The organism is Alteriqipengyuania abyssalis (assembly GCF_019857185.1).
In the GTDB taxonomy this organism is placed as follows: Bacteria; Pseudomonadota; Alphaproteobacteria; order Sphingomonadales; family Sphingomonadaceae; genus Alteriqipengyuania; species Alteriqipengyuania abyssalis.
The window spans coordinates 811,469-837,306 of record NZ_JAHWXP010000002.1; the positions used below are offsets into that span (position 1 = coordinate 811,469).

Sequence of the window (25,838 nt, forward strand, 5' to 3'; positions counted from 1 at the left end):
GGTGACGCAGCCAGAAAGAGGAATGCATGCAACGCTTTACCGACCGCACCGTGATCGTGACCGGATCCTCCAAAGGGATCGGCGCAGCCATCGCCCGCCGCTTTGCGCAGGAGGGTGCCAATGTGGTGCTCAACAGCCGCAGCCGCGACGATCTGGAGAGCGTGGCGAGCGATCTGGACGAGGCCCGCACGCTGCTGGTGGAGGGGGACGTGTCAGACGCCGCCTTCGCGAAGGAACTGGTTGCGCGCACTGTCGAGCGGTTTGGCGGGCTCGATTGCCTGGTGAACAATGCGGGCACCGCAACGGCAGGCCCGCTTGCCGAGGCGAGCGACGAGGATATCGACACAGTGATCGATATCAACGTGAAGGGCGTCCTGTACCTGTGCCGCGCCGCGATCCCGCATCTCGGCAATAGCGACGCGCCCGGCGGCGGCTCGATCGTCAACACCTCCAGCGTGTCTGGCACCGGCGGCGACTGGACCATGCCGATCTACAACGCGAGCAAGGGTGCCGTGACGAACCTGACGCGCGGCCTCGCCTTGCAACTCGGTGCGCAAGGCATCCGCGTCAACGCGGTGTGCCCGTCGCTGACGAAAACCGAGATGAGCGAGGGCATCCGTGATAAGGACGAGCTGTTGGACGCCTTCCTGCGCCGCATCCCGCTGGGCCGGGCGGGCGAACCGGAAGACGTTGCAGCGGTTGTCGCCTTCCTCGCCAGCGAGGATGCGCGCCACGTCACCGGTGTGAACTTGCCCGTGGATGGCGGGGTCAGCGCGTCCAACGGCCAGCCCAATTTCCAGGCGTTTCAGTCGTAGCGGAAGAAGCTGAGGATCAGCACGTCGAGATCGCGGCTGGGCTCGAAATTGGTCTTCTTCACCTCGAACCGGGTCGGGCTGATTTTCGTCACTCCGCCCATGCAGAAGCTGACCAGATTGTCGGGCGATCCCTTGTCTACCACCAGGCGGAAATCGCGGATCGGCCCGCTCCAGTTGGCGCCCGAGGAGAGGACGTAGCTTAGCCAGGTCTCGCCCATGTAGGTCTGCTGCGCCTCATCGCCGCTGGGATTGGCAACCCGCTTGTCCACCCCGGCAAGGATGCTGTCGTCGAGGCAGTATTTCGTGCGGTACTCGGTCAGGATGCTGTCGGAATCGTCGCTACGATATTGCGGATAGAGCGCGCTTCCGGCGCTCCCGCCGACCAGCGGCACATATTCGTGACGCACCGCGACCTTGCTGTTCGGTTCGAACGTCTGTTCGCGCACGAAGTAGGTGACCAGATCCCACGCGGGGACTGCCTGCTCGCCGAACAGCGGATCGCGCACCGCCCATCCCTCGGCCAGCAGCGGGGCAAGCTCTGCCTCCGAAAGCCCCGCAAAGGGGTTGAGCTCGTCGGCGAGCGCCCATGCCGCGGGCCATCCGCGGCTGGCGATCAGATCGCTGACGTCGCGCGTGCCGATCATTGCGCGGTCGATCTGCCGGAGGCGAACGGGGCGACCATCGACATGGGTAGAGAAGTCGAAGCCGGACCAGTTTTCGGTGTTGTCGTAATAGACATCGCGCGCGACCAGGCCGCGTGGTTGCGCCGGCATGGGGAAGGCGATCGTGGTGGTGACGTACTCGTCGGTCGGGTTCTCGAACACGTAGTCGACCGTCACCAGCTCTGCGGAGAGATAGAGGTCTTCCTTGAGCAGGCGCAGCGCGCTCGACGGCTTGAGGACGATCCCGCCGAGGCCGATTTCGGCTTCGGAATCATTCGCGGCGATCGGGCTGGCGAGCAGCAGACCCACCGCCGCCAGCAGCGCTGCGCGCGGCATCACACGTGCAATCATGTTCGACGAACTCCCCCGGCTGTGCGGCCCTGCGCGAATATAGCATGCCGGCGCAACCCGTGGCGAGCGGTCAGGAATCGGGCGCGTCGCCCTGTTCCCATAACTCGATCTTCACCCCGTCCGGGTCGAGCAGCCAGGCGAACTTGCCATAGCCTTCATCGACCTGGCCGAAGATCTCGACGCCCTTGGCCTTCAACTGCTCGACCATCGCGTCGCAATCATCGACCCTGAGGTTGATCATGAAGCCGCCCTTGCCGGGTTCGATATACTTGTCGTCCGCGAAGTGGCTGATCAGCGAGTAGGGCGCTGCGTGCGGCTCGTCCGACCATGGGATCTGCGGGCCGTAATCGCCGGTCAGGCCGAGAATCTCCTCGTACCACCGCTGCGTCGCAGCGGGATCTTTCACGACGTAGAATACGCCGCCCAGGCCGGTCACTCTCGCCATCTCGTCATCCTCTCCCTGCGCGACCTTTCGCTATTCTACCGCACCTCTGGCCGTGCGCCTAACGGGCATCTTGACTCGAATCATTTAGGCATTTAGCTAAATACCTATGAACAAGGTCTTCGACGCCCTTTCGCACCCCATCCGGCGGGAAGTGCTCGAACTGCTCAAGTCGGGCGGGATGACCGCGGGCGATCTCGCTGATCGCTTCCCCGTATCCAAGCCGACCATGTCCGGCCACTTCGCGAAGCTGAAGGAAGCCGGGCTGATCCAGGGAGAAAACCGACGGGGATCGGTGGTCTACACGATCAACATGTCCACGCTCGAAGAGGCGCTGCACGGGTTCATGGGACGGGTCGGGATCGGCTCCGCACCGGACGCCGTGTCGCAGCGCGACGGTCTGAATGGAAAGGAAAGCACATGAAGGTACGATCGCTGTTGCTGGTCAATCTGCTGCTCGTCGCGCTGATGGCAGGGTTTGCCTTCTGGGTTGCGGGCATCGCGCCCGTGGGGATGGAATTGCCGACCCACTGGAACGCTGCCGGCGAAGTGGACCAGACGATGTCTCCGCTGCCCGCGCTGCTGATGCCTGCCGGTGTCTCCCTGTTCGTCGCGCTGGTCTTCGCGGTCACTCCGATGCTGGAGCCGCTGCAGGACAAGCTCGACAAATCCGCCCCGCTGCTGCGCGCGGTATGGATCGGGATCATGGCGCTGTTCGTCGCCCTGCAGGGCATCATCGCGGCGCCGGTCTTCGGATATTCGCCCGGTGCCGGGGCAATCATGCTGCTGGTCGGTCTGCTGTTCGTGGTGATCGGCAACACACTGCCCAAGTCGCGCCCGGGCTTCTTCGTCGGGATCCGGACGCCGTGGACGATCACCGATGAGGACAACTGGGTCGCCACCCATCGTCTGGGCGGCAAGCTGTTCATGCTGGCGGGCGGCGCGCTCGTGATCGCGGCGCTGCTGGATGTGTCTGCCGGGCTGCGTCTGGCAGTGATGCTCGGCGGGACGCTGCTCGCCGCGCTGGTGCCGGTCATCTACAGCTGGTGGTTCTGGCGCACACACAGCCACACCGGGAAGGAGGCGTAAGATGCGCAAAGCTACCACACTCGCGACCGCGCTGATGCTCTCGGCAATGGCTTCTCCTTTGTCCGCGCAGGAGGCGATCACCACCACCCATGCCGGTTTGCAGGGCGACCTTGCTGGCACGCTGGAGGGCACGCTCGCGCAAGGGACTCCCGCAGTGCTGATCGTACCCGGCTCCGGCCCGACCGACCGCGACGGAAACAGTCCGCTGGGCATCGCGGCGCAGAGCTACAAGCTGCTCGCAGAGGCGCTGGCGCAGCGGGGCATTGCCTCGGTCCGGATCGACAAGCGCGGGATGTTCGGCAGCGCGGCCGCGGTGCCCGATCCCAACGATGTGACCGTGGACGACTATGTCGCCGACATAGAAAGCTGGGCGGATAGGATCTCCCAAGCAAGCGGCGGGCAGTGCGTCTGGCTGCTCGGCCATAGCGAGGGCGGGTTGATGACGATGGCGGCAGCGGCGAAAGACCCTTCGCGCTATTGCGGGCTGCTGCTGGTGGCGAGCGTGGCGCGCAACCTGGGCGATGTCCTCAGGGCGCAGCTCGCCGCCAATCCCGCAAATGCTCCGCTACTGCCCGAGATCGATGCGATCATCGCTAAGCTCAAGGCGGGCGATAGCGTTCCGGCTGCCGGGATGCATCCCGCACTCGTGCCGCTGTTCGCCCCGCAGGTGCAGGGCTTCCTCGGCAGCGTGTTCCGGCAGGAGCCTGCCGAGGTGATCGCGGCGCACGATCTGCCGGTGCTGATCCTCAACGGCAGCGCGGACCTGCAGACGCCCGCCGCCGACGCGCGGGCGCTGGCGAACGTGCGGCCCGATGCAACGCTGGTGATCCTCGAGCGCGCGAACCACGTCCTCAAGCAGGTGCCGGACGACACCAGCGCGGCCAACCTTGCTACCTATGCCGACCCCGACCTGCCGCTCGCGCCCGGAGTGGTGGACGCGATCGTCGAGGTCGTGACCGGGAGCGACGCCAGCTAGGCTGCCTCGGCCTCACCCTCGACCGCGTAGTGGCCCAGATCCTCTTCCTTCGTGGCGAGGCTGACGAGCACGACCGCGATGGTCGAGGCGATGAAGCCGGGGATGATCTCGTACACACCCGGGCCGCCCAGAAACTCGCTGTTCCAGCCCTGTGCGATCCAGAAGCCGACCGTGCCCGCGCCGACCACCAGCCCGGCGAGCGCGCCGGACCCGGTCATCCGCGGCCAGACCAGCGCGAGCAGGATCAGCGGACCGAAGGCGGCACCGAAGCCCGCCCAGGCATTGGCGACCAGGCCCAGCACCTCGCTCTCCGGATCGCTCGCGACCCAGATCGCGGCCAGCGCCACGATCAGCACGCTGACGCGGCCCACATTGACCGCCTCGCGCTCGCTCGCGTCGCGGCGCAGGAACAGGCGGTAGAAATCCTCGGTCAGCGAGCTGGAGGAGACCAGCAGCTGCGAGGAGATCGTGCTCATGATCGCGGCCAGCAGGGCGGCGAGCAGGAAGCCGGTCACCAGCGGGTGGAACAGCAGGTCTGCCAGCACCACGAAGATCGTCTCCGGATCGTCGACCACGATCCCGTTGCGGTCCGCATAGGCGCGTCCGGCAAGACCGATGCCGAGCGAGCCGAGCAGGCACACGAACATCCAGATCAGCCCGATATTGCGCGCCGTCGCCACCTCCGGGATCGAGCGGATCGCCATGAAGCGCACGATGATGTGCGGCTGCCCGAAATAGCCCAGGCCCCAGGTCACCGCGCTGAGCCAGCCGATGGCGGTCAGCCCCTGCGTCAGGCTGAGGAAGCCGGGCTGGATGTCGGTCAGGCTGTCGCCCGCGCTCCCGCCGGGGCCGAACATCACCACCAGCGGCATCACCACCAGCGCCAGCAGCATGATCACCCCCTGCACGAAGTCCGTCAGGCTGACCGCGAGGAACCCGCCGACCATCGTGTAGGCCAGCACCACGCCCGCGGTGATCCACACGCCCATCATGTAGTCGCTCAGCCCGGTATCGGGCAGCAGCGCGGGGAAGGCGGTTTCGAACAGCTTGCCGCCGCCGACCAGGCCTGCGGCGGAGTACACCATGAAGAACACCACGATCACGATCGCGGAGACCACCCGCAGCGCCACCGCGCGGCTGGGGAAGCGGTTGGCCATGAACTCCGGAATGGTTAGCGCATTGCCCAGCCGTTCGGTCTGTTCGCGCAGTCTCGGCGCGACGATCGTCCAGTTGAGCACCGCGCCCAGGAACAGGCCGATGCCGATCCACGCCTCGACCAGGCCGGCGGCGTAGAGCGCGCCGGGCAGGCCCAGCAGCAGCCAGCCCGACATGTCCGACGCGCCGGCGGAGAGCGCCGCCACCCCGGGCGAAAGCCCGCGTCCGGCGAGCAGATACCCTTCCGAGGTATCGGTCGATTTCTTCCAAGCAAATAGCCCGATGCCCAGCATGAGGGCGAAATAGGCTGCGAGTGAGATGAGTACGCCTGTCTGCATGGGCGCATTGCCTAACGACTCCTGAACGGTTTGACCACAGGGAGCCGGAAAGTGCCCCGCGCAGGGCAGGCGGAGCGGGCGCAGAGCGGCATTTCCGCGGTGGCCTGACACACCTGACACACAGTCCAGGGGTTCAAATCCACTCGATCGAACGGCGCGGACTTATCGACCCCGTCGATCAGCGGCGTGACGGGGGCGCGGCGTGGTGACGGACGGTGCGAAAGAGCAGCGTGGAGTGTAGCGCGGCGCGGGGGAGTAGGAAAATCATCGGGTTGTCCGGCGACTCCGCTGCGCTAAGACGGGCGGGCAGGAGGGGCGAACTGACATGAGACTGATTGATGCTCTCGCTCGAGCTCGGACAGAAGAAGACGTAAAGGACGCCTACATCAAGGCGCTTGGTCTCAAGTCCTATTTCAAAGGCTTGGTGGACATTCAGACAGAAGAGGTCTGGTTCGAGGCCAAAGATGCGCCAGCGCCGACCATCATAATGTTCGCGCAGCTCTTCTTCTACGTTCGCGCGGCGAAGAAGCGGGGTGAGGCAATTCCTGCTTTCTTGGCGGTGATTGACCGTGAGAAGGCGGCGTTGATGCAGACTGAGAAGGCGATTGCGCTTCTCGATGACAAAACCATCGAGTGGCCTAAGTCAGGGTCGGGGGCGGACAAAAAATTGGCGGCGCAGATCGCCCCATATGTCCAAGCACATATTGTCGAGTATGAGATCGAGCATGACGAGGCCGCTTTTGTCTCCGCTGTCAAAGACGCCATCCGCGACAGACGAATAATCCGTACACCGATTACGCCGGACAACTTGCGACAAGTTTTTGACCGCTGGGTTGATATGGTCGGGAGCGAGTTGGGCGTTCAAAATCAAGCCGATTACGCGGTTCTTTTCTTCGCCGACATCATGCACGACGGGACCAGTGAAAAGATGGCGAACCTACCAGCGCGGATGCTGATGACCGCCGCAGGCCCAACATTCTTGCTCGATGGTCAAGTTTACGAACTTGCGAGCAAGCGGGGTTACCAGAACTTCTGGGCGATTTATCACCGTCCGCCGGAGAGGCAGCATCGGCATTACCTGCTGGAGCGGCGCGATAGCTTGCTCCCGCTCGACGAGCAGAAATTCAAGGGTGCGTATTATACTCCACTGCATATCGTCGACAAAGCTTATGATCATCTGAAAGCCACTCTCGGAGCAAAATGGCAGGAGCGCTATATCGTTTGGGATATGTGTGCAGGGGTGGGTAATTTGGAAGCCAAGCATTCCAATCTACGAAATGTCTATATGTCAACTCTTGACGAGGCTGATGTCAAGATAATGAAATCAAATCCAGCATTTGCCGGCGCAGAGATTTTTCAGTATGACTACCTCAACGACGACATCAGCGATTTCGGCGAGATTGATTACAAGCTTAGCAATAAAATGCCCTGCGCGCTGCAAGAGGCAATTGCTAATGCAAGAGTGGGCAAGAAGGGCGCTAAGCCAATTCTTGTTTTGATCAATCCCCCTTACGCTGAGGCTATGAACGTCGGCAATACAAAGGAAAAGGGCAGGCGGGCCGAGCTCAAGAAGGGAGTCGCCAAAACAAAAATAAGTCATCAGATGGATGGTTTTGGCTATGCTAAAAGGGAGCTTTTTGCCCAATTCCTCTATAGGATCGGGCAGGAAGTGCCGAGGGCAACTCTGGCGATGTTTAGTACCCTAAAATACGTAAATGCACCGAACTTTGAGAAGTTTAGGGAGGAATGGAATGCTGAATACCTTGACGGGTTCGTAGTTCATAACAAAGCATTCGATAGCCTAAAAGGTAATTTCCCGATTGGCTTTCTCATCTGGAGTTTGGCGAAGCCGCATCCTCCCGCGCACATCAATACGCTTGCCCTTGATCGTAGCGGTCAGCCGGTTGGCGAAAAACGATTTTACCGAACAAATCTCAGACCGCCTCTAGCTGAATGGATCGTTCGTCCACGCTCCAACTCGGTTGACGCGGTGCCTTTGAAAAACGCGCTCACACCATCTTCAAGTACGAAGGATGTTCGGGGCAGGAAATGGGCCGATGGCGCAATCGGCAGCATGATTGTATTTGGTAACGACCTACAGCATGCAGCCACCACTGGTCTCTTATCCTCGGGCTATGGAAACGCTGGGGCGTTCTTCGTCACCGAAGAAAACCTTTGGAAGGCCGCGATAGTTTTCGCGGTGCGGCGGCTGATCAAGCCAACGTGGCTTAATGACCGCGATCAATTCCTCCAGCCCTCCAAGCCGCTTAGCGACGAGTTTAAGTCCGACTGCCTTGTTTGGATGCTCTTTAATGGCGGCAATCTCTCCGCGGGTGTCGACGGTCTTGAATGGAATGGTCGCGAGTGGTCGCTGACGAACCATTTCATTCCCTTTACGGAGGCTGAAGTGGGCGCCAAGGGGCGCTTCGAGTCGGATTTTATGGCTCGCTACATCGCAGACATTGATTTGTCGCCGCAGGCAGAGGCAGTCATGGATGAAGGCCGGAAGTTGTGGGCGCTTTTCCACGAGACGCAGTTCCCGCGCAAAATCAGGGATGAGTTCAAGCTCAACCGTCCCGATGCGGGCTGGTATCAAGTCCGTCGTGCGCTGGAAGCCAACAGCGAGGCTGAGCTGACCGATTTCGAACCTTTCCGAGCAGCCTATTTGCGCCTGTCCGACAAGCTAAGGCCGATGGTGTTCGAACTAGGATTCCTGCCAGAGTAGCCAAACCCATTTTTGCCGTGGAGCAGGGTGCTGGGCGTCCTCCAAAGCAAGGAAGATAGCTGGACCCCGGATCAAGTCCGGGGTGACGAATACTAATGGGTTCAGGCGGAGGCCGAAGCCTCCGCCTGAGACGGCTTACGCGTCCATCTTGCGCTTGTGGCGCTTGCGCTCGTGGGGGTCGAGGTGGCGTTTGCGCAGGCGGATGTTCTGCGGGGTGACTTCGACCATCTCGTCGTCGTCGATATAGGCGATCGCCTGTTCCAGCGTCATCACGCGCGGCGGGGTGAGGCGAATCGCGTCGTCCTTGCCGGTCGAGCGGAAGTTGGTCAGCTGCTTCGACTTCATCGGGTTGACTTCGAGATCGTCGGGCTTGGCGTTCTCGCCGATGATCATGCCCTCGTAGATCTTCGCGCCGCCGCCGATGAACAGCTCGCCGCGGTCCTCCAGCGCGTTCAATGCGTAGGGCACCGCCTCGCCCGGCACCATCGAGATCAGCACGCCGTTCTGGCGGCCTTCGATCGGGCCCTTGTACGCGTCGTACTTCTCGAACAGGCGGTTCATGATCCCCGTGCCGCGCGTGTCGGACAGGAATTCGCCGTGGTAGCCGATCAGGCCGCGGCTGGGGGCGGAGAAGGTGATGCGGGTCTTGCCCTGGCCCGACGGGCGCATCTCGGTCAGCTCGGCCTTGCGGCGCTGCATCTTCTCGACGACCGTGCCGGAGAATTCGTCGTCCACGTCGATCACGACGGTTTCGTACGGCTCCATCCGCTGGCCGTTCTCTTCCTTGAACAGCACGCGCGGGCGCGAGATGCCGAGTTCGAAGCCTTCGCGGCGCATCGTCTCGATCAGCACGCCCAGCTGCAATTCGCCGCGGCCCGCGACTTCGAAGCTGTCCTTGTCGTCGGCTTCGGTCACGCGGATGGCGACGTTGGTTTCCGCTTCGCGCATCAGGCGGTCGCGGATCATGCGGCTGGTCACCTTGTCGCCCTCGCGCCCTGCGAGCGGGCTGTCGTTGACGGCGAAGCGCATCGCGAGCGTGGGCGGGTCGATCGGCTGCGCGGCGATCGGTTCCTTCACGCTCGGGTCGGCGATGGTGTTGGCGACGGTGGCTTTTTCCAGGCCGGCCATCGCGATGATGTCACCCGCCTGCGCGCTGTCGACCGGGACGCGCTCGAGCCCGTCGAAGCTCATCAGCTTGGTCGCGCGGCCGACTTCGATCACCTTGCCGTCACGGTCGAGCGCGTGGATCGGGTCGTTGACCTTGATCTTGCCCTGCTGGACGCGGCCGGTGAGCACGCGGCCCATGAAGTTGTCACGGTCGAGCAGGGTGGCGAGGAAGGCGAAGGGGCCGTCGGTGTCGAGGCCGGGGGGCGGCACGTGGTCGACGATCAGCTTGAACAGCGGCTGGAGATCGCCTTCGCGCGCGGTCTCGTCCTCGCTGGCATAGCCGTCGCGGCCCGAGGCCCACAGGCTGGGGAAGTCGAGCTGTTCGTCGTTCGCGTCGAGCGAGGCGAACAGGTCGAACACTTCGTCGAGCACTTCCTGCGGGCGCGCGTCGGAGCGGTCGATCTTGTTGACCACCACGATCGGCTTGAGGCCCAGCGCGAGCGCCTTGCCGGTGACGAACTTGGTCTGCGGCATCGGGCCCTCGGCGGAATCGACCAGCAGGATGACGCCGTCGACCATGGAGAGGATCCGCTCCACCTCGCCGCCGAAGTCGGCGTGGCCCGGGGTATCGACGATGTTGATCCGCGTGGTCTCGTCGCCGTGCTGCCATTCGACGCTGGTGCACTTGGCGAGGATGGTGATCCCGCGTTCCTTTTCGAGATCGCCGGAATCCATCGCGCGCTCGTCGACGCGCTGGTTTTCGCGGAAGGTGCCGGACTGGCGGAACAGCTGGTCGACCAGCGTGGTCTTGCCGTGGTCGACGTGGGCGATGATTGCGATATTGCGCAGGGACATGGAAGAGGTTCGCTTTCGGGGAGGAAGACGCGCGCGGGGCGCTGTTGCGCCGCGCCCTTAGCCGCCTTGGTGCAATGCAGCAAGTGATGCGAGGCTCTCGCGCACTCAAAGCGGCATGCGAAGGGCCGATGCCAGCGCATAACCGGGCGAATCGCGCAAGTTGTCGCAGCGGCGGCGAATCGCGCCTGGTAGAAAGGCGCGGGCGACCTGTTCCATTACGCTACGGCAAGCGCGACCGGCGGCGTATCCCTGTGCCGTTTGGGCAACACTTGCGCGCGAGCCCTTCGGATTCCGCGCTTTTCGCAGTTGAGTGAGGGTATTTCGCAGTTTACTGAATTTCACCAAGCGCAAATCATGCGCACCGAAACCACATGAGAGAGGAAGCACTCGATGGCTCATTCGTCCTCCGGCATCGCCGGATTTTCCCGCCACGCCCTGTTTGCCGGTGTTGCCGCGCTCGCGCTGCCGGTCGCAGCCCATGCGCAGGACAACGCGCCTGCCGGCCAGTCCGACAACGGCGAGGATGTCGAGACCGCGGCAGAGCTGGAACAGGCGCTGGGTGGCAACACCATCGTCGTCACCGCGACCAAGCGCGAACAGACCCTTCAGGAAGCGCCTGTTTCGGTCAGCGTGACCACCGGCGAAACGCTTGAGCGTGCGGAAATCCGCGACCTTATCGACGTGCAGACGGTTACCCCGTCGCTGCGCGTGAGCCAGCTGCAGAACTCGTCGACCACCACCTTCATCATCCGCGGCTTCGGCAACGGCGACAACAATTTCGGCGTCGAGCCGTCGGTCGGCGTGTTCATCGACGGCGTGTTCCGTTCGCGCTCTGCCGGCGCGATCGGCGACCTTGCCAATGTGAGCCGCATCGAAGTGCTGCGCGGTCCGCAATCGACCCTGTTCGGCAAGAACGCGAGCGCGGGCGTCGTCTCGGTCATCACGCGTGAGCCGCAGTTCGACTTCGGCGGTTCGGTCAGCGCGACCTACGGCAATTTCAACCAGATCGTGCTGAAGGGCGACATTACCGGTCCGCTGACCGACGATCTGGCCTTCGCGGTTTCGGGCGGGCTCAACAAGCGCGACGGCTATGCCGAAGTGATCGGCTTCGACGAGAAGCTGAACGATCGCAACCGCTGGAACGCGCGTGCAGACCTGCTGTTCGACAATGGCGGCCCGCTGCGCATGCGTGCGATCGGCGACTATTCCAAGATCGACGAGATCTGCTGCCAGGTGAACAACCTTGTTGCCGGCCCGACCACGCCGCTGGTGTTCGCCGCAGGTGGCAACATCATCACCAATGATTTCTTCGGCGATACCGCGGCGCTCAACATCCTGCCGACCAACGAAGTCGAAAGCTACGGTCTTTCGTGGCAGGCCGACCTCGATCTGGATACGATCGGGATCACCGCGATCACCGCGTATCGTGTGCTCGACAACTTCTTCAACCAGGATGTCGATTTCACCGGGCTCGACTTCATCCGCGAGTTCCGCGACCAGAAGGCCAAGACCTTCACGCAGGAAGTGCGGGTGGCCTCGGACTTCGACGGACCGTTCAACTTCCTGCTGGGCGGCTTCTACTACAACGACGACGTGACGCAGCAGAGCAGCATCATCAATGGCGAAGACGGGCGTCTGTTCTTCGATCTGCTGGCAGGTGGCGGCAGGCCGGGCACGCTCGCAGCGGTCGAGACCCAGCTGGGTCTGCCGGTGGGGTCAAGCTTCGCTGCCGGGCCGAGCACGCTGGAAAGCTATGCGATGCAGAACGAGAGCTGGTCGGTCTTCGGCACGCTCGACTTCACCATGCTCGACGATCGCCTGACGTTGACCGCCGGGTTCAACTACACCGACGACCGGAAGGACTTCCAGCTTTCGCAGCGCTCGCTCGATCCGCTGGCGAACGTCAACTTGGCGGATGCCTATATCGTCGGCGCCCTGGCCAATGCGGCCGGGATCGACGCGACCGACCCGGCCCAGTTCAATGCCTTCGTCGGCACCCCTCTGGGGCAGGCCGTGTTCGGCCAGGTGTCGCAGCTGGCGGTGACGCCGTGCCCGTCCGGCGTGTCCAACCCGGCGGTGTGTAACCCGCTGCTGGGCCTTGCCGCGCTGCAGTTCCTGCCGCCGTTCCTCGGTGTTCCCAACGCGGTCGAGCCGGGCAAGACCCATGACGACAAGTTCACCTACACCCTGCGTGCCTCGTTCGAGATCACGCCGGAGCTGAACACCTACGTGACCTACGCGACCGGCTTCAAGGCAAGCTCGATCAACCTGTCGCGTGATAGCCGGCCGGTGTTCGGTGACTACATTCCCGCCACGCTTCCTGCGGGTGTGCCGGGCGTGGTGGGTGGCAGCCGCTTCCTGTCGCCGTCTTCGCCGATCCGCGATGCGGGCCTGCCGATCACCAACCTGACGGTCGGCACGCGCTTTGCGGGGCCGGAAAATGCCGAAGTGTACGAAATCGGCCTGAAGGGGAACTACCCGGGCATCTCGTTCAACCTCGCGCTGTTCGACCAGACGCTCAAGGGCTTCCAGTCGAACCTGTTCACCGGCACCGGGTTCGCGCTGTCCAACGCCGAACAGCAGTCGACCCGCGGGTTCGAGTTCGACACGGTCATCACTCCGGCAGATCCGCTGGCGATCACCTTCGCGATGACCTATCTCGACGCAACCTACGACAGCTTTGCAAACTCACCGGTTGGCGACCTGACCGGTATGCGGCCGGGTGGCATCCCAGAGTTCGCGATCTCGACCTCGGCGACGTACACCCACGACTTCGGCTACAGCGGCAACCAGCTGATCGCCCGCGTGGACTACAGCCACGAAAGCAACGTGTTCGTGAACAACGGCCTTACGACGGTGCGCGACAACAACTTCCGCCGCGAAGTGAACCTGGTCAACGCATCGCTCACGCTGGCGCTGGCCAACGGGATCGAGGTTTCGGGCTATGTCCGCAACCTGACCAACGACCGCTACATCCTGACGGTCTTCCCCAGCGTTGCGCAGTCTGGCTCGGTCTCGGGCTACCCCAGCGCGCCGCGCACTTATGGCGGCACCGTGCGCTTCAAGTTCTAAGCCTCTCGCAAGAGAATTGGACACCAGGAGAAGAGGCCCCCGTTGCGGGGCCTCTTTTTTTGCGTCGAGATGCATGGAAGCAGCGATGCTGGGTCTTGCGGCAGCGTTGCGGCCATGCGCAATATCGCCGGGTAACGCACGGGCGGGTAGAGGCACGCCCAATGGCTTGGGGGACCAATGATGCAGTGGATGATTCTGCCGTTTAAGCGGTATTTCGATTTTCAGGGCCGTTCGCGCAGGCTCGAATTCTGGATGTTCGCCCTGCTCAACATGCTCGTTTCGCTGGTGCTCGCGATCGCGGTGCTGGGGACGGGATCGACCATGCAGCAGCTCGAAGCTTCGGACCCGAACGACCCGGCGTCGGCCTATTCGCTGATCTTCGGCGGGGTCGGCATGCTGTTCCTGCTGTGGGGGCTGGTCATCCTGATCCCCAGCATCGCGGTATCGGTGCGCCGCCTGCACGATCGCGACATGACCGGCTGGTGGTATCTCGGCTTCATCATTCTCGGCTTCATCCCGTTGATCGGGCTGCTGGCGAGCATCGCCTTCATCGTCATCATGGCGCTGCCGGGAACGCCGGGGCCGAACAGGTTCGGGCCCAGTCCCAAGGAGCAGGTGACCGCCGCGACCTTCGAATAGGCAGCGGGCGGGCTCAGATCCGCCGCAGCGAACCGCCCGACACGTCCCACACGGCGGCGTCGGGCAGGATCGGGTCGAACGGCGTCCGCTCGGTCCCGGTCATCCACACCTGCTCGCCATTGGCGGCGAGGCGCGCGAACAGCGCCTCGCGCCGCTGCGGGTCGAGATGCGCGGCGACCTCGTCCAGCAGCAACAGCCCTGCGCGCCCCCGTGTCGCCAGCGCGCCGTGCGCCAGCGTGATCGCGATCAGCATCGCCTTCTGTTCGCCGGTCGAGGCGCGGGCGGCGGGTACGCCCTTGTCGGCCAGCGTCACCGCCAGTTCCGCGCGATGCGGGCCGATCAGCGTGCGGCCTGCGCGGCGTTCCGTCCGACGATTGCCGCGCAGAGCCTCGGCCAGCGCGGCGCGCTCCTCCGGCCCGGTCGGCTCGATCGCCAGCAGCGGGCGGGGGAAGAGCGCATCGGCCTGCGCCTCCAGCTCGCGGTTCAACTCCTCGACCAGCGCGCGGCGATTGGCGGCAATCGCTGCGCCATGCTCCGCCAGCTGCGCCTCAAGCGCATCGAGCCATTGCGGATCGGGCGGCGCATCGTCCGAGAGCAGGCGATTGCGGTTGCGCAGCGCGGTTTCGTAGCGATTGGAGAGCGCGGCGTGGCCCGGCGCGGTCGCCAGCGCCAGCCGGTCGAGATAGCGCCGCCGCGCGCCCGCGCTGTCGGTAAACAACCCGTCCATCGCCGGGGTCAACCAGCGGACCGAGAGCCATTCGGACAGGCCCAGCGCGCTGCGCTCCGCCCCGTTGACACGCACCCGGCGACGATTGGGTTGTGCCGCATCGACCACGGTGCCCAGCTGGACCGGCTCCGCGCCGTCGGCAGGCTGCAGCCGTGCCGCGACGGTAAATCCGCCCGGCCCGTCGATCCGCGCCATCTCGGGCAGCTTCGCCCGCCGCAACCCGCGCCCCGGGGCGAGCAGGGAGAGCGCTTCGAGCACGTTGGTCTTGCCCGCACCATTCGCGCCCACGAGCAGATTGAACCGCGCGGTGTCCTCCAGCGCGGTCTGCCGATGGTTGCGAAAATCGAGGATCGAGATGCGGTCGAGCGCCATGGGGGCCTTTGAGAACGGGGCCTAGCGCGGCGCGGGGATGCAGGCCAGCGGAATGCGTGAAAAGCCCGCCTCCAAGAGTTGGGAAAAATCCCCAAGCTTTCGGAAAGGTGAACGAGTGGTTGTCGCTTCGCTCACCTCTAACCCGCGCATTTCCGCCATTTCTTGAACTTGGCACGGCTCCTGCAAAGTAGTCGATATCCGGCGGGATGGTCCCCCGGAAACACGAAAGGAACCACTCACATGACCACCACCGACCTCCGCAGCCGCATGTTCGCAGCCGTTATGGCGCTGGGTATCTCCGCCGTTTTCTTCGCCACCGCGATCGTCCCCGCCAGCCCCACCGGCCTGGTCATCGTCTGAACCATCATCGCCTGACCTACCTCACAAACCGCTTTTCAAAGGACACACTCACCATGCAATCCATCGCTCGCAACACCTTCGCCGCCGTCTTCGCAGTCGGCATCTCGGCCATGTTCTTCGCCACCGCGATCATCCCTGCCAGCCCGACCGGCCTGGTCATCGCCTGAGCCACCCCACCACAGATTCTTCACTGGAGACCGACACCATGCAATCGCTTACCCGCAACCTGCTCGCCGCCGCCGGGGCACTCGCCTTCACCGGCCTCGCCTTCGCCTTCGCCATCGTGCCCGTGATGGTCGATACTGCCGGGATGGTCGCATGAGCCAGCTCGACACCGACCGCCACGCATCGCGGCCCGCCCGCGAGTTCCGCCTCGACAAGCAGCGCGGCTCGATCGCCGGGGTCTGCGCAGGGATCGCCAACTATTTCGGTTGGGATGTCACCATGGTCCGCCTCGCCTTCGTGCTGACGACCATCTTCCTGACCGGCGCCCCGCTGATCGCCTATCTCATCCTGTGGGCGATCGCCGACTGACCCGGCCGGAGGCCCACTCCGGCCACAACTCCCGGTCGGGGGCGAGTGGATCGCCCCCGCACCAAGCCTTCTTCACATTGCCGAAATGCCGCCATCCAGCCGCAGCTCCGCCGCAGTCATGAAACTGCTCTCGTCACTGGCGAGATAGAGCACGCCATTGGCGATTTCCTGCGGCTTGCCAACCCGCCCGAGCGGGATCTGACGCGCCAGCTTGCCCATCACCACTTCCTTGTCGAGCCCGGCATTCTTGCCGATCCCATCCAGAATGGGCGTATCGACGAAGGTCGGATGGATCGAGTTGCAGCGGATATTCCAGCCCATCTTCGCACAATAGAGCGCGACCGACTTGGTCAGCATCCACACCGCCGCCTTGCTGGCATTATAGCCGGGCATGGTATCGCTCGCGATCAGACCCGCGATCGAGCTGATATTGATGATCGAGCCGGGCTGATTGTCCTTCATCAGCTTCAGCGCCTTCTGGCAGCCCAGGAACGGCCCATCGACATTGATCGCGAAGCCGCGGCGCCATTCCTCCAGCGTGCAGGTCTCGATATTGCCACGCACGCCGATGCCGGCATTGTTGAGCAGGATGCTCAGCCCGCCGAGCTTGTCGTCCGCCATCGCGATTGCCGCGTCCCACTGGTCGGGCTCGGTCACGTCGTGCGTCATCGCAAAGGCGGTATCCGCGCCCAGCTCTTCGTTGATCGCATCGGCGGTCGCCTGCGCGCCGTCGCCGTTGATGTCGGTGCACAGCACCCGCGCACCCTCGCGCGCCAGCGTGGTCGCGGCCTGAGCGCCAAGCCCCTGCGCCGCGCCCGTAATCAGTGCGAGTTTGCCCGCTACCCGTCCAGCCATCCGTTCTCTCCAATTTTCTGTGTCATCAGCAGCATGGCGAGGCGCACGTCGAGAGCAACCCCTGCTGCGCGTTTCTCGTCCACGAAAGCGGCCAGCTCGGCCAGCTTTACGCGGTGGACCGTGATATCCTCGCCATCGACGCCGCCGCCATCGCCGACCTTTGTCAGCCCTTCGGCGCGCAGCAGCGAGAAGCCTTCCGAGACCATGCCGGGGCTGGAGAAGAACTCGCCCAGATCGGTAATCTTCGCGGCGCGGTAGCCAGCTTCTTCCTCCAGCTCGCGGTGCGCGGCGGTGATCGCGCTTTCGTCCGACGCACCGTCATCGTCGCCGACCAGCCCGGCGGGGATTTCGAGGCAGCGGCGGCCCAGCGGTACGCGGTACTGTTCGACGAGCAGTACATGTGCCCCGGAATCGGAGGCGTCGATCGCGATGATCGCGGCGGCGCGGATATTGCGCGGTCGGCTGGCATATTCCCACCGGCCCCGCTGCTTGGCGACGATATAGTCGCCCTGCCAGCGGATTTCCTCGGGCGCGTCGTGGTCGGGGGGATAGGTCATGTCAGGCGGGCCCTAAAACGCCCTTTCCCTTAAGGGAAGGGGTTGGGGAGGGAGTACTCGGGGCCGAGAGGTCGAACCCCCACCCCCGACCCCTCCCCAGGAGGAGGGGAGGTTCAGGTTGTCCTGGCCATCAAAGCTGGATCAGGCGATCGGGCAGCTCGTTCTGGTCGTCGTCGGCGCGGGGGAAGTGCGGCGCGAGGATTTCGCCCACGTCGCGCACGCCCGCCGCGATCCCGGCGCCCAGCTGGCCCGCCTTGATCTCGCGCAGCATGTCGACCATCGCATCGCCCCACACTTCGGGCGGCACCTGCTCGGCAATCGCGGAATCGGCCACGATCTGCGCGCGATGTTCGCGCAAGGAGACGAAGATCAGCACCCCGGTGCGGCCATGCGTGCGCCGTTCCGCGCCGACCTTGAAATGCCGGATCGCGGCGTCTTCCACCCGCAACGTCTTCACCCGGCCCGGGATGAGAGCGAAGCGCACCGCCGGGCTCAGCGTCAGCGCAAAGGTGGCGAGGAACAGCACGATGGTGATCGCGCTGGCGAGGCCCAGCAGGCCCGACGCGGTCCATTCGCTGTTCCAACCGCCCGACAGCGTATCCACCAGCCCGGTGACGGGATCGGGAAAGAAGGCGAGCAGCACCAGCCCGGTGAAGGCGACCAATGCCGATAGCGCCAGCGCGACATCGGTATAGCCGTCGCTCTCCTGCGCCACGACCGTGACGATCTCGCCCGAAGTTTTCAGCTCCGCTTCGGCGACCGCGCGGGTCACCGCTTCGCTATCTGCGTGGGTTATCTGCATCACCAGCCTCCGCTCGCGCCGCCGCCGCCGGACATGCCGCCGCCGAAGCCGCCGAAACCACCGCCGCCTCCGCCCCCGCCGAAGCCGCCACCACCGCCGCCCCAGTGATCGTGGTCGCCGGAGTTAAGTGCCGAGTTGATCGCGGTCCACAGCAGCACATCGCCCACCGCGCTGCCCGCGCCGTAGCGCCGCCGCCTGCGGCCTTTCTTGCCGCGCCCGAAGATGGCGATGAAGGCGAAGATCAGGATCAGCCAGACGAAGGCGCCGCCGATGGTTGCGCCAGTCACCTCGTCTCCGCGTTGTGCGCGCGCGGTGGCCTCCGCTTCCTCGATCGCCTTGGCGGTCGCCGGGTCCATGTCGAGCGCCTCGATCATCTGCGCGACCCCCGCCGCTATCCCGCCACTGAAATCGCCCTGCTTGAAGGCGGGGGCGATCGTGTTGCGGATGATCCGCCCGGACATCGCATCGGTCAGGGTGGGGGTGGAGCCATAGCCGACCTCGATCCGGATCTTGCGCTCTTCCTTCGCGACCAGCAACAGCGCGCCCTCGTCGGTCTTCTCGCCGCCGATGCCCCAGGTCTCGTACAGCTTGACGGCATAGCCTTCGACCGTCTCGCCATCGAGGCTGGGAACGGTCGCGACGATCACCGCGCGGCCGGTCGCATCGTTATAGGCGCGCAGTTCCTCGTCGAGCTTCGCCTCGGTCGCGGCGTCGATCATGTTCGCGCCGTCGTAGACCGGCCCATCGGGACGCGGCGGCAGCTCCTGCGCCGCTGCGGGGAGCGCGAGCAGCGCGAGGGCGAACAGGATCAGGGTTCTAAGCAGAGTCACGAGGGGGCACCTTCATGGCATTGCGGGGGATTGGGGGCGGCGCGCTTGAGTTCCTCGACCCCGGCCAGCGTGCCACCGGCAATGTCGCCTGCGCGAAAGAGTGGGATCATCGCATTCTCGATGATGCGCTTGGCGAGGACGTCGGAAATATCGTCCTCCAGCCCGTAGCCGACCTCGATCCGCACCATCTTTTCTTCGGGCGCGACGAGGACGAGCAGGCCGCACTTCGTCGTCTCGTCACCGATGCCCCATTCATTGAACGTTTGGTTCGCGACATGCTCGATCGACTCGCCGCCGAGCGATGCGTCGGTGAAGACCACCAGCGCTACGCCCGACGTGCGCCGGTAGTCGGTCAGGTCCCGGTCGAGCACGGCCTCGGCGGCGGGCGCGAAGATTGCGGCCTCGTCCAGCACCGGGCCATCCGGCCGCTGCGCCACCCCCGACGGTTCGAGGGTTTCGGCAGGCAGCGAGCACGCAGCCAGTAGAAGCGGCAGGATGGCGACCCAGCGGACAGGCATTCGCCGTCCGATCAATTGTCGGTCCCGGTCGCGGCCTCGTTCTGAGCAGCGCCGGTTGCGGCGTTGTCGTTGGCGGGCGCGGCGGCGCTGGGGCTGCTCATGTCGTCGAAGTTCACTTCGGGCGCGATCTCGCTACCCGCCTGCGCCTTGAAGCCTTCCATCGGCTTCGCGCCGTAGATCACGTTGGCGGCGATCGTCGCGGGGAAGGTGCGGATCGTGGTGTTATAGTTCTGCACCGCCTCGTTGTAGCGGTTGCGCGCCACTTCGATCCGGTTTTCCGTGCCTTCCAGCTGGGTCATCAGGTCCGCGAAACGCGCCTGGCTCTGAAGTTCGGGATACTTCTCAACCGTCACGAGCAGCCGCGAAAGCGCGCCTCCAAGCTGGCTCTGCGCCTGGTCGAACTGCTGGATCTTGGCCGGATCGTTCAGATCCTCGGTGGTCAGCTGCACCTGGCTGGCGCTGGCGCGGGCCTGGATCACCTGGGTCAGGATATCCTCCTCGCTCGCCGCAGCGGCGCGCACCGTGTTGACGAGGTTGGGGACCAGGTCGGCGCGGCGCTGGTACGCGCTCTGCACGTCGGCCCAGCGGGCATTGGCCTCTTCCTCTGCCGTGGGGACCGAGTTGATGCCGCATGCGCTCAGCGACACGAGGCCGAGCGCGAGCAGGATCGAGCGAGCGAAAGTGCGGAACGCCATCGAATTATCTCTCCGGAAAAATGGTGTATTGCCAATATACGACACGCCCCCGCCGGTGCAAGGATTTGTGGGCGCAATCGGGGGCAAGATTGTCTCGCCCCATCGCCTTGTGCACAAGAGGTGCGAGACAGGCGGCAGACGAAGGGGGCACCTCTCGCATGTTCAAGGAATTCAAGAAATTCATCGCCCGCGGCAACGTCATCGATCTGGCGGTCGGCGTGGTGATCGGCGCGGCGTTCAGCGGGATCGTGAAGCAGCTGACCGACGGGGTGCTGATGCCGCTGATCGGCTGGCTGTTCGGTGACATCGACTTTTCCAACTGGTTCCTGCGGCTGGGCGAGGTGCCCGAAGGCTACGACGGTGCGCTCGACAATTACGAGCAGTTGAAAGAGGCTGGCGTGGCGATGATCGGCTACGGCGCGCTGATCACTGCGATTATCAACTTCCTGATCGTCGCCTTCGCGCTGTTCCTGCTGGTGCGCGGCGTGAACCGCGTGACCGAGGAAATGCAGCGCAAGCAGGCCGAGGTGGAGGATAGTTCGCAGAGCGACGAGGTGCCGACTGACCCGCAGCTCGACGTGCTGAAGAAGATTCTGGCGGAGCTGAAGGCGGAGCGGGGTTAGAGCACCCTCCCGTCATCCCCGCGACGGCGGGGATCCCGCTTTCGTACTTCTGAACGCCAAAGAAGCGGGACCCCCGCCTGCGCGGGGGTGACGATGTTCGGGTACACTTCACATTAAGCGCGCAGCGCCTATATAGGTCGGTGCCGGTTTCGGCCGGCTATGGTGATAAACTGCGGTGTATAATAGACGCAATGGACCCGGGGGCAGTACCCGGCGGCTCCACCAAAAGGCCCGGTCCCACTAGCGAGAGGGGGCGGGCTTCCTGATGGGGCCGAACCAGGATCGACATGCGTTGAAAGGCATCGTTTTTGCCCGGAATGAGCACTCCGTAAAAAGCTCTTTTCACAAGTGCCAACGATAACGAAGCACTCGCTCTCGCTGCGTAATTTGACGGGCTAACGCCCTGAATTTACAAAGCTAAAGCGCGGTTGGACCGACCGGGCAACAGAACGGATACCGGGGGCTCGGGGCGGGCCTAGCAACAGAACCGCCCCACCTCCGCTAGCTTGAATGAACCGCGCTCCCCGATGGTGCAGCGGTCCTCGCCCCGAAAACAAAGACTCGGGAGCCTAGCAACAGAATCCCCCACCTTGGATTTCCCCCTCTTCGATCGATATCGGCCTGCGAACGGCAACCGGCTGCGCTTCCGGTGCTCACGACCTTGATGGTCGCTGCGCGCCGGTTCTCGCCGATCACCATTCTCGCCTCGATCTCGACCGAAGATGATGAAAATCCGCTATCTATTTTCGCGGCTTCTCAGCGTCCCTGTGTGGATTGGCCTTGCGCTTCTCGCGCCGCCTTCTCGTGCCTCAGGCAGTCCAAGATCTTCGCCCCCGCCATGAACACCGCCGCCGAGCAGGCGAGGAACAGCAGCTTGCCGCCCCAGCCGGGATATTGCTCCAGATAGTTGGCCCCGCGCGCGGTTGCGCCCAGCGCGAGCGCGTAGATGATCAGGAACGCCTCGAACCGGGTCTTGATCACGAACAGGCGGGAAATCTTGCGGAGCATCTTCATCCTTAACACGGCCGGGCGAGTTACCTACGCAAAGCCTGTGCCAGATGAGGGTTCCTGCGGCGCGCGCTGGTTAACGGGCGGGCCATTGTAAGCTTACCCGACAGGGTAACCAGAGCGTTTACCCTAATTCGTTGAGATCGAGCGCGTCGAGCAGCGCGCCGCGTGCCGCGCGGACCTGTTCGCTCAGCGCATCGGTGCCAAGCTGGGCCGGTTCGATCGCTTCGGGCCAATGCTCGGCGATGACCGCCTCGATTCGGCTCGCCTTCGCCTCGTCGAGCAGGAAGCGCGGATCGACCGTCGCCGGGTCCGCCACCACGCGCAGGCGCAGACAGGCGGGGCCGCCGCCATTGGCCATGGACTGGCGCACGTCGACCGGGATCACCTGCCGGATCGGGCCATTGCCCGCCGTCATCTGCTCGCAGAACCGCCAGACGGGTTCGCTCTCGCGGCACTCGCTGGGGACGACCAGCGCCATGGTGCCGTCGGGCAGGGTGAGCAGCTGCGCGTTGAACAGGTAGGTGCGGATCGCCTCTTCGAGACTCACCGCGCTCTCGGGCACTTCGACCAGTTCGAGCGCGGGGAAGGCCTCGCGGATCGCTCCGTAGGCCGCCTGCGGATCGGCGAAGGCGCGGGCGTGGGTGAACAGTACCCGCTCGTTCGCCACGGCAACCACGTCGTTGTGGAACGCGCCCGCCTCGATCGCTTCGGGGTTCTGTTCGATGAACACCGTGCGTTTCGGATCGAGCCCGTGCATGCGGGCGACAATGCGGCTTGCCTGCTCGTGCTGGCGCGCGGGAAATTTGCCGCCCGAACGGCCATAGACGAATACCTCGACGCCCTCCTCGCCATGGCTCTCGCAAAGCCGCATGTGGTTGGCCGCGCCCTCGTCCCCGAAAGTGGGCGGCACCGCGTCGTGGACTGCGAAGTGCTTTGCATCACCGAAGGCGATGTCGAGCTGCGCCTTCGTATCCTGCCATTCCTGCGCGCGATGGAGCATGGTGATGAGGTTGGCTGGCGTCAGGTGGCAGCGCCCGTCGCGTGTGTCGGGCGCAGGCGAGACGGTCGCGGCATTGGCGGTCCACATGGCCGAGGCGGACCAGGGCGCGGCGCGCAGGGCAGGATCTTCGCTGCCGTCGAGCGCCAGCGCATCGCCCAGCACGCCGTTGGGGCGCGGCAGCGGCAGCAGGAAGCCCTGCGGAAGCCCGCGCGCCATGTTGCCGCGCATCTTGGCGAGGCCCTGCAGCGCCGCCTCGCGCGGGTGGCTGGTCTGCCCGCGATGGCTCGCGCTGGCGATATTGCCGAGGCTCAGCCCCGCGTAATTGTGCGAGGGGCCGATAATCCCGTCGAAGTTGATCTCTTTGAGAGGCATTCCAGACTCCGCTCGCCCTGAGCTTGTCGAAGGGCTGTTTTTGACTTTTGGACCCGCGCTCGAAGGAAGAGCAGGGCTTCGACAGGCTCAGCCCTGACGGGTGTTGTGGGGAAGGGCTATCGCGGCACGCTCCACACCGTGTCGCCTTCGCCTACCCGCAGCGTCTTCGCGCATTCCGCGCCGATTTCGAGCCGCTCGCCGTCCACGTTGCGGGTGCCGTAGCAGCAGCGGAAATCGGTCAGCGTACCGGTTGCCAGCAGCGCCCGCTCCCCGCCATCCAGCTGCGCCTTGTCGAGCGTGCGCGGCGTGGCATCGGCCACGCTCACCACATCGTCGGTCCGCGCGAGCATGGTTGGGCCGCCGTCGAAAATGTCGACATAGCCTTCGAAACGCAGGCCTTCCTTCTCCAGCATCCGCATCGCCGCGCGGCCGGTGGGGTGGGGCAGGCCGATCACCTCGCGTGCATCGTCGTCCAGCATTGCGACATAGACCGGATATTTGGGCATCAGGTCGGCGATGAACTGATTGCCGTTGATCGCGTTGAAATAGTCGGCCTCCTGGAAGGTCATCCCGAAGAAACGCCCGGCGACCCCGTCCCAGAAAGGCGAGCCGCCGCGATCGTCGATAATGCCGCGCAGTTCGGCCAGCACGCGCTCGGCAAACCGCTGGCGGTGCATCGCGATGAACAGGTAGCGACTGCGCGCGAGCAGCAGGCCGAGGCCTCCGGCGCGTTCATTGGGGTGGAGGAACAGCCCGCCGACTTCGCTGCACCCTTCCAGATCGGTCACCAGATGCAGCATTTCTGCGCGCACCGTGCGGTCCAGTTCCTGGCTGTACTGGGTCAGCGTGTTGAGGCGGTAGGAATAGAACGGCCATTGCTGGCCGACCTGCGTCATCAGCTGGCAAGTGCCGCGCACCGCGCCGGTTTCGGTATTCTCCAGCACCAGCAGGAAGGTCTCGTCGACCAGCTCGTCGCCCGTATTGGCGAAAGCCCTGGCCGAGCGTTCCAGCTTGCCCGTCAGCGCATCGCGATCGGCGGGCAGGTTGGTGAACCCGCCGCCGGTCAGCTTGGCCATTTCGTACAGATGCTCGAGGTCGTCCTGGCGCGAGGGGCGGATTACGAAACTCACAGGACATCCTCCGTTGCCAGTCCGTGCAGGACCATCGCCGCGAGCGCGGCGCGTTCTGCAAGGCTTGGCGCAATCATGAACTCGTCGGGCGAGTGGATCTTGCCGCCACGCACGCCCATCGTATCGACCACCGGCACGCCGGTCGCCGCGATGTTGTTGCCGTCGCACACGCCGCCGGTGGATTTCCAGTCGATCTCCTGCCCCAGCTCGGCACCGCATTCGCGCACGAGATCGAACAGCGCCTGCGCCTTGCGGTCGACCGGCTTGGGCGGGCGCGAGATGCCGCCGTGGATTGCGATATCGACTTCCTGGGCCTGCTTCACCTCGCCGATCAGCGCGTGCATTTCCGCCTCGAAGCGTTCCGCCGCAGCGGGCTCCTTCGGGCGGATGTTGAACCGCAGCACGGCATGGTCGGGCACGACGTTGTTGGCCGCGCCGCCATCGATCTTGGCCGGGTTCACGCTGATGTCGTCGCACTGCAATTCTTTCAGCCGCACTGCGAGGGTTGATGCGGCGACGATCGCGTTGCGGCCATCGTGCGGATTGCGCCCGGCATGGGCGGACTTGCCGGTGACGGTCAGGCTGTAATTCCCGCTGCCACCGCGCGCATGGGCGAGCGTGCCCTCGGGCGTCGCGGCAGGCTCGAAGGTCAGCGCGGCGTATTTGCCCTGCGCCAGTTCCTCGATCAGCGGGGCGGAGGAGAGCGAGCCCGTTTCCTCGTCGGCGTTGATCAGCACATCGTAGCCGATCTGCTGCCACGCCTCGATCTGCTCGAGCGCGGTCAGCGAGGCGAGGATGATGGCGAGGCCGCCCTTCATGTCCGCCGTGCCCGGCCCGTTGAGCACTTCGTCGTCGAGCCAGGTCAGGTCCTGAAACGGGTGATCGGCGGGGAAGACAGTGTCCATGTGTCCGGTGAGGATGAAGCGTCGCTGCGCCTCAGGCCGCACGCGCAGCACGAAGTGCCTGCCGTTCTGTACCGCGGTTTCCTTGCCAGCGGGGTCCACGGCGGTGACGGGCGCGGGGTCTTCCAGCGTGATCGTGCCGGGCAGGGCGGAGAAGGCCTCTCGCAATTCCTCCGCCATGCGGGCGAGGCCTTCGATGTTGGCGGTGCCGGAATTGATGCGTGCCCAGCGTTCGACCTGCGCGAGCATTGCCGCGCCGTCGATGGTTTCGATGGCCTGCTGGAGGGGGCCGGAAAGTCTGTTCATGCCGGGGGCCTAGCCTGC

The 25,838-nt window shown here is 64.5% G+C and carries 26 protein-coding genes and 1 other RNA gene; 12 read left to right on the top strand and 15 right to left on the bottom strand.

Translation table 11 applies throughout. The features are described 5' to 3' along the window. The first annotated feature begins 26 nt into the window (after positions 1-26). Positions 27-815 carry a meso-2,3-butanediol dehydrogenase gene (gene budC, locus KYN89_RS09105; protein WP_222824752.1) on the top strand — a complete coding sequence of 263 codons (789 nt, stop codon included), beginning with the start codon at positions 27-29 and terminating at the stop codon, positions 813-815. Here the strand turns inward: budC and KYN89_RS09110 are convergent. Further along, positions 806-1,828 carry a DUF4424 family protein gene (locus KYN89_RS09110; RefSeq protein ID WP_248285091.1) on the bottom strand — a complete coding sequence of 341 codons (1,023 nt, stop codon included), beginning with the start codon at positions 1,826-1,828 and terminating at the stop codon, positions 806-808. The two genes, budC and KYN89_RS09110, sit on opposite strands and share 10 nt — an antisense overlap. Positions 1,829-1,898: 70 nt before the next feature. Beyond that, positions 1,899-2,273: a VOC family protein gene (locus KYN89_RS09115; RefSeq protein ID WP_222824753.1), complete on the bottom strand. Its 375-nt coding sequence runs from the start codon at positions 2,271-2,273 to the stop codon at positions 1,899-1,901. A gap of 106 nt (positions 2,274-2,379) precedes the next feature. Here KYN89_RS09115 and KYN89_RS09120 point away from each other — a divergent pair, with 106 nt between their 5' ends. Genes KYN89_RS09120 through KYN89_RS09130 form a run of 3 tightly spaced genes read left to right on the top strand, consistent with a single transcriptional unit; the run spans position 2,380 to position 4,335 of the window. Further along, positions 2,380-2,694 (top strand): metalloregulator ArsR/SmtB family transcription factor, encoded by a 315-nt coding sequence (locus KYN89_RS09120; protein WP_010234167.1) that lies wholly within the window; start codon positions 2,380-2,382, stop codon positions 2,692-2,694. Next, a complete protein-coding gene (locus KYN89_RS09125; protein ID WP_222824754.1) occupies positions 2,691-3,359 on the top strand; it encodes an SdpI family protein in 669 nt (222 codons plus the stop codon). The genes KYN89_RS09120 and KYN89_RS09125 overlap by 4 nt, the downstream gene beginning before the upstream one ends. A 1-nt stretch (position 3,360) precedes the next feature. Further along, positions 3,361-4,335, top strand: a complete 975-nt coding sequence (locus KYN89_RS09130) for an alpha/beta hydrolase (RefSeq protein WP_248285092.1) — start codon at positions 3,361-3,363, stop codon at positions 4,333-4,335. Here the strand turns inward: KYN89_RS09130 and putP are convergent. Next, a complete protein-coding gene (gene putP / locus KYN89_RS09135; protein ID WP_222824755.1) occupies positions 4,332-5,828 on the bottom strand; it encodes a sodium/proline symporter PutP in 1,497 nt (498 codons plus the stop codon). The genes KYN89_RS09130 and putP overlap by 4 nt on opposite strands. A 325-nt stretch (positions 5,829-6,153) precedes the next feature. Here putP and KYN89_RS09140 point away from each other — a divergent pair, with 325 nt between their 5' ends. Continuing rightward, entirely contained in the window at positions 6,154-8,553 is a 2,400-nt protein-coding gene (locus KYN89_RS09140) for a hypothetical protein (protein ID WP_222824756.1), read from the top strand. A 135-nt stretch (positions 8,554-8,688) separates the two neighbouring features. On the opposite strand, the gene typA is transcribed toward KYN89_RS09140, so the two are convergent. After that, on the bottom strand, positions 8,689-10,515 hold the full coding sequence (gene typA / locus KYN89_RS09145; RefSeq protein ID WP_222824757.1) for a translational GTPase TypA: 1,827 nt from the start codon (positions 10,513-10,515) through the stop codon (positions 8,689-8,691). Between the two features lie 390 nt (positions 10,516-10,905). On the opposite strand from typA, the gene KYN89_RS09150 reads away from it, so the two are divergent. Both KYN89_RS09150 and KYN89_RS09155 read left to right on the top strand, forming a co-directional pair. Beyond that, complete coding sequence (locus KYN89_RS09150) at positions 10,906-13,587, top strand: TonB-dependent receptor (protein ID WP_222824758.1); 2,682 nt, start codon at positions 10,906-10,908, stop codon at positions 13,585-13,587. A gap of 189 nt (positions 13,588-13,776) precedes the next feature. Beyond that, positions 13,777-14,226 carry a DUF805 domain-containing protein gene (locus KYN89_RS09155; RefSeq protein ID WP_346727220.1) on the top strand — a complete coding sequence of 150 codons (450 nt, stop codon included), beginning with the start codon at positions 13,777-13,779 and terminating at the stop codon, positions 14,224-14,226. 13 nt (positions 14,227-14,239) lie between these two features. Here KYN89_RS09155 and recF read toward each other — a convergent pair whose 3' ends face one another. Next, positions 14,240-15,325: a DNA replication/repair protein RecF gene (gene recF / locus KYN89_RS09160; protein WP_222824760.1), complete on the bottom strand. Its 1,086-nt coding sequence runs from the start codon at positions 15,323-15,325 to the stop codon at positions 14,240-14,242. 240 nt (positions 15,326-15,565) lie between these two features. Here recF and KYN89_RS09165 point away from each other — a divergent pair, with 240 nt between their 5' ends. From KYN89_RS09165 to KYN89_RS09175, 3 genes are all read left to right on the top strand, one after another. Beyond that, complete coding sequence (locus KYN89_RS09165) at positions 15,566-15,685, top strand: recombination protein F (protein ID WP_222824761.1); 120 nt, start codon at positions 15,566-15,568, stop codon at positions 15,683-15,685. A gap of 53 nt (positions 15,686-15,738) precedes the next feature. Next, on the top strand, positions 15,739-15,852 hold the full coding sequence (locus KYN89_RS09170) for a hypothetical protein (RefSeq protein ID WP_010234194.1): 114 nt from the start codon (positions 15,739-15,741) through the stop codon (positions 15,850-15,852). 151 nt (positions 15,853-16,003) lie between these two features. Then, positions 16,004-16,219 carry a PspC domain-containing protein gene (locus tag KYN89_RS09175; RefSeq protein WP_010234197.1) on the top strand — a complete coding sequence of 72 codons (216 nt, stop codon included), beginning with the start codon at positions 16,004-16,006 and terminating at the stop codon, positions 16,217-16,219. A gap of 72 nt (positions 16,220-16,291) precedes the next feature. On the opposite strand, the gene KYN89_RS09180 is transcribed toward KYN89_RS09175, so the two are convergent. The 6 genes from KYN89_RS09180 to KYN89_RS09205 form a co-directional block, all read right to left on the bottom strand. After that, entirely contained in the window at positions 16,292-17,074 is a 783-nt protein-coding gene (locus tag KYN89_RS09180) for an SDR family oxidoreductase (RefSeq protein WP_222824762.1), read from the bottom strand. Then, a complete protein-coding gene (locus KYN89_RS09185; RefSeq protein WP_222824763.1) occupies positions 17,059-17,631 on the bottom strand; it encodes an NUDIX hydrolase in 573 nt (190 codons plus the stop codon). Before KYN89_RS09185 ends, KYN89_RS09180 begins: the two co-directional genes overlap by 16 nt. 130 nt (positions 17,632-17,761) lie before the next feature. Then, positions 17,762-18,433 (bottom strand): TPM domain-containing protein, encoded by a 672-nt coding sequence (locus KYN89_RS09190; RefSeq protein WP_222824764.1) that lies wholly within the window; start codon positions 18,431-18,433, stop codon positions 17,762-17,764. Then, positions 18,433-19,263, bottom strand: coding sequence for a TPM domain-containing protein (locus tag KYN89_RS09195; protein WP_222824765.1), 831 nt, complete (start codon positions 19,261-19,263; stop codon positions 18,433-18,435). Before KYN89_RS09195 ends, KYN89_RS09190 begins: the two co-directional genes overlap by 1 nt. Further along, the gene (locus KYN89_RS09200; RefSeq protein ID WP_222824766.1) at positions 19,260-19,781 is read right to left on the bottom strand and encodes a TPM domain-containing protein; all 522 of its coding nucleotides are present in this window, start codon (positions 19,779-19,781) and stop codon (positions 19,260-19,262) included. Before KYN89_RS09200 ends, KYN89_RS09195 begins: the two co-directional genes overlap by 4 nt. Positions 19,782-19,792: 11 nt before the next feature. Then, positions 19,793-20,476: a LemA family protein gene (locus tag KYN89_RS09205; RefSeq protein ID WP_222824767.1), complete on the bottom strand. Its 684-nt coding sequence runs from the start codon at positions 20,474-20,476 to the stop codon at positions 19,793-19,795. Between the two features lie 158 nt (positions 20,477-20,634). On the opposite strand from KYN89_RS09205, the gene mscL reads away from it, so the two are divergent. Both mscL and ssrA read left to right on the top strand, forming a co-directional pair. After that, the gene (gene mscL, locus KYN89_RS09210; RefSeq protein ID WP_222824768.1) at positions 20,635-21,099 is read left to right on the top strand and encodes a large conductance mechanosensitive channel protein MscL; all 465 of its coding nucleotides are present in this window, start codon (positions 20,635-20,637) and stop codon (positions 21,097-21,099) included. A gap of 103 nt (positions 21,100-21,202) precedes the next feature. Continuing rightward, positions 21,203-21,558: a transfer-messenger RNA gene (gene ssrA / locus KYN89_RS09215) on the top strand. A gap of 297 nt (positions 21,559-21,855) precedes the next feature. Here ssrA and KYN89_RS09220 read toward each other — a convergent pair. From KYN89_RS09220 to KYN89_RS09235, 4 genes are all read right to left on the bottom strand, one after another. After that, on the bottom strand, positions 21,856-22,107 hold the full coding sequence (locus tag KYN89_RS09220) for a hypothetical protein (protein ID WP_222824769.1): 252 nt from the start codon (positions 22,105-22,107) through the stop codon (positions 21,856-21,858). A gap of 124 nt (positions 22,108-22,231) precedes the next feature. Then, a complete protein-coding gene (locus tag KYN89_RS09225) occupies positions 22,232-23,482 on the bottom strand; it encodes an N-succinylarginine dihydrolase (protein WP_222824770.1) in 1,251 nt (416 codons plus the stop codon). Between the two features lie 116 nt (positions 23,483-23,598). Then, positions 23,599-24,612, bottom strand: coding sequence for an arginine N-succinyltransferase (locus KYN89_RS09230; RefSeq protein ID WP_222824771.1), 1,014 nt, complete (start codon positions 24,610-24,612; stop codon positions 23,599-23,601). Next, entirely contained in the window at positions 24,609-25,820 is a 1,212-nt protein-coding gene (locus KYN89_RS09235) for a hydrolase (protein WP_222824772.1), read from the bottom strand. Before KYN89_RS09235 ends, KYN89_RS09230 begins: the two co-directional genes overlap by 4 nt. Positions 25,821-25,838 lie beyond the last annotated feature (18 nt).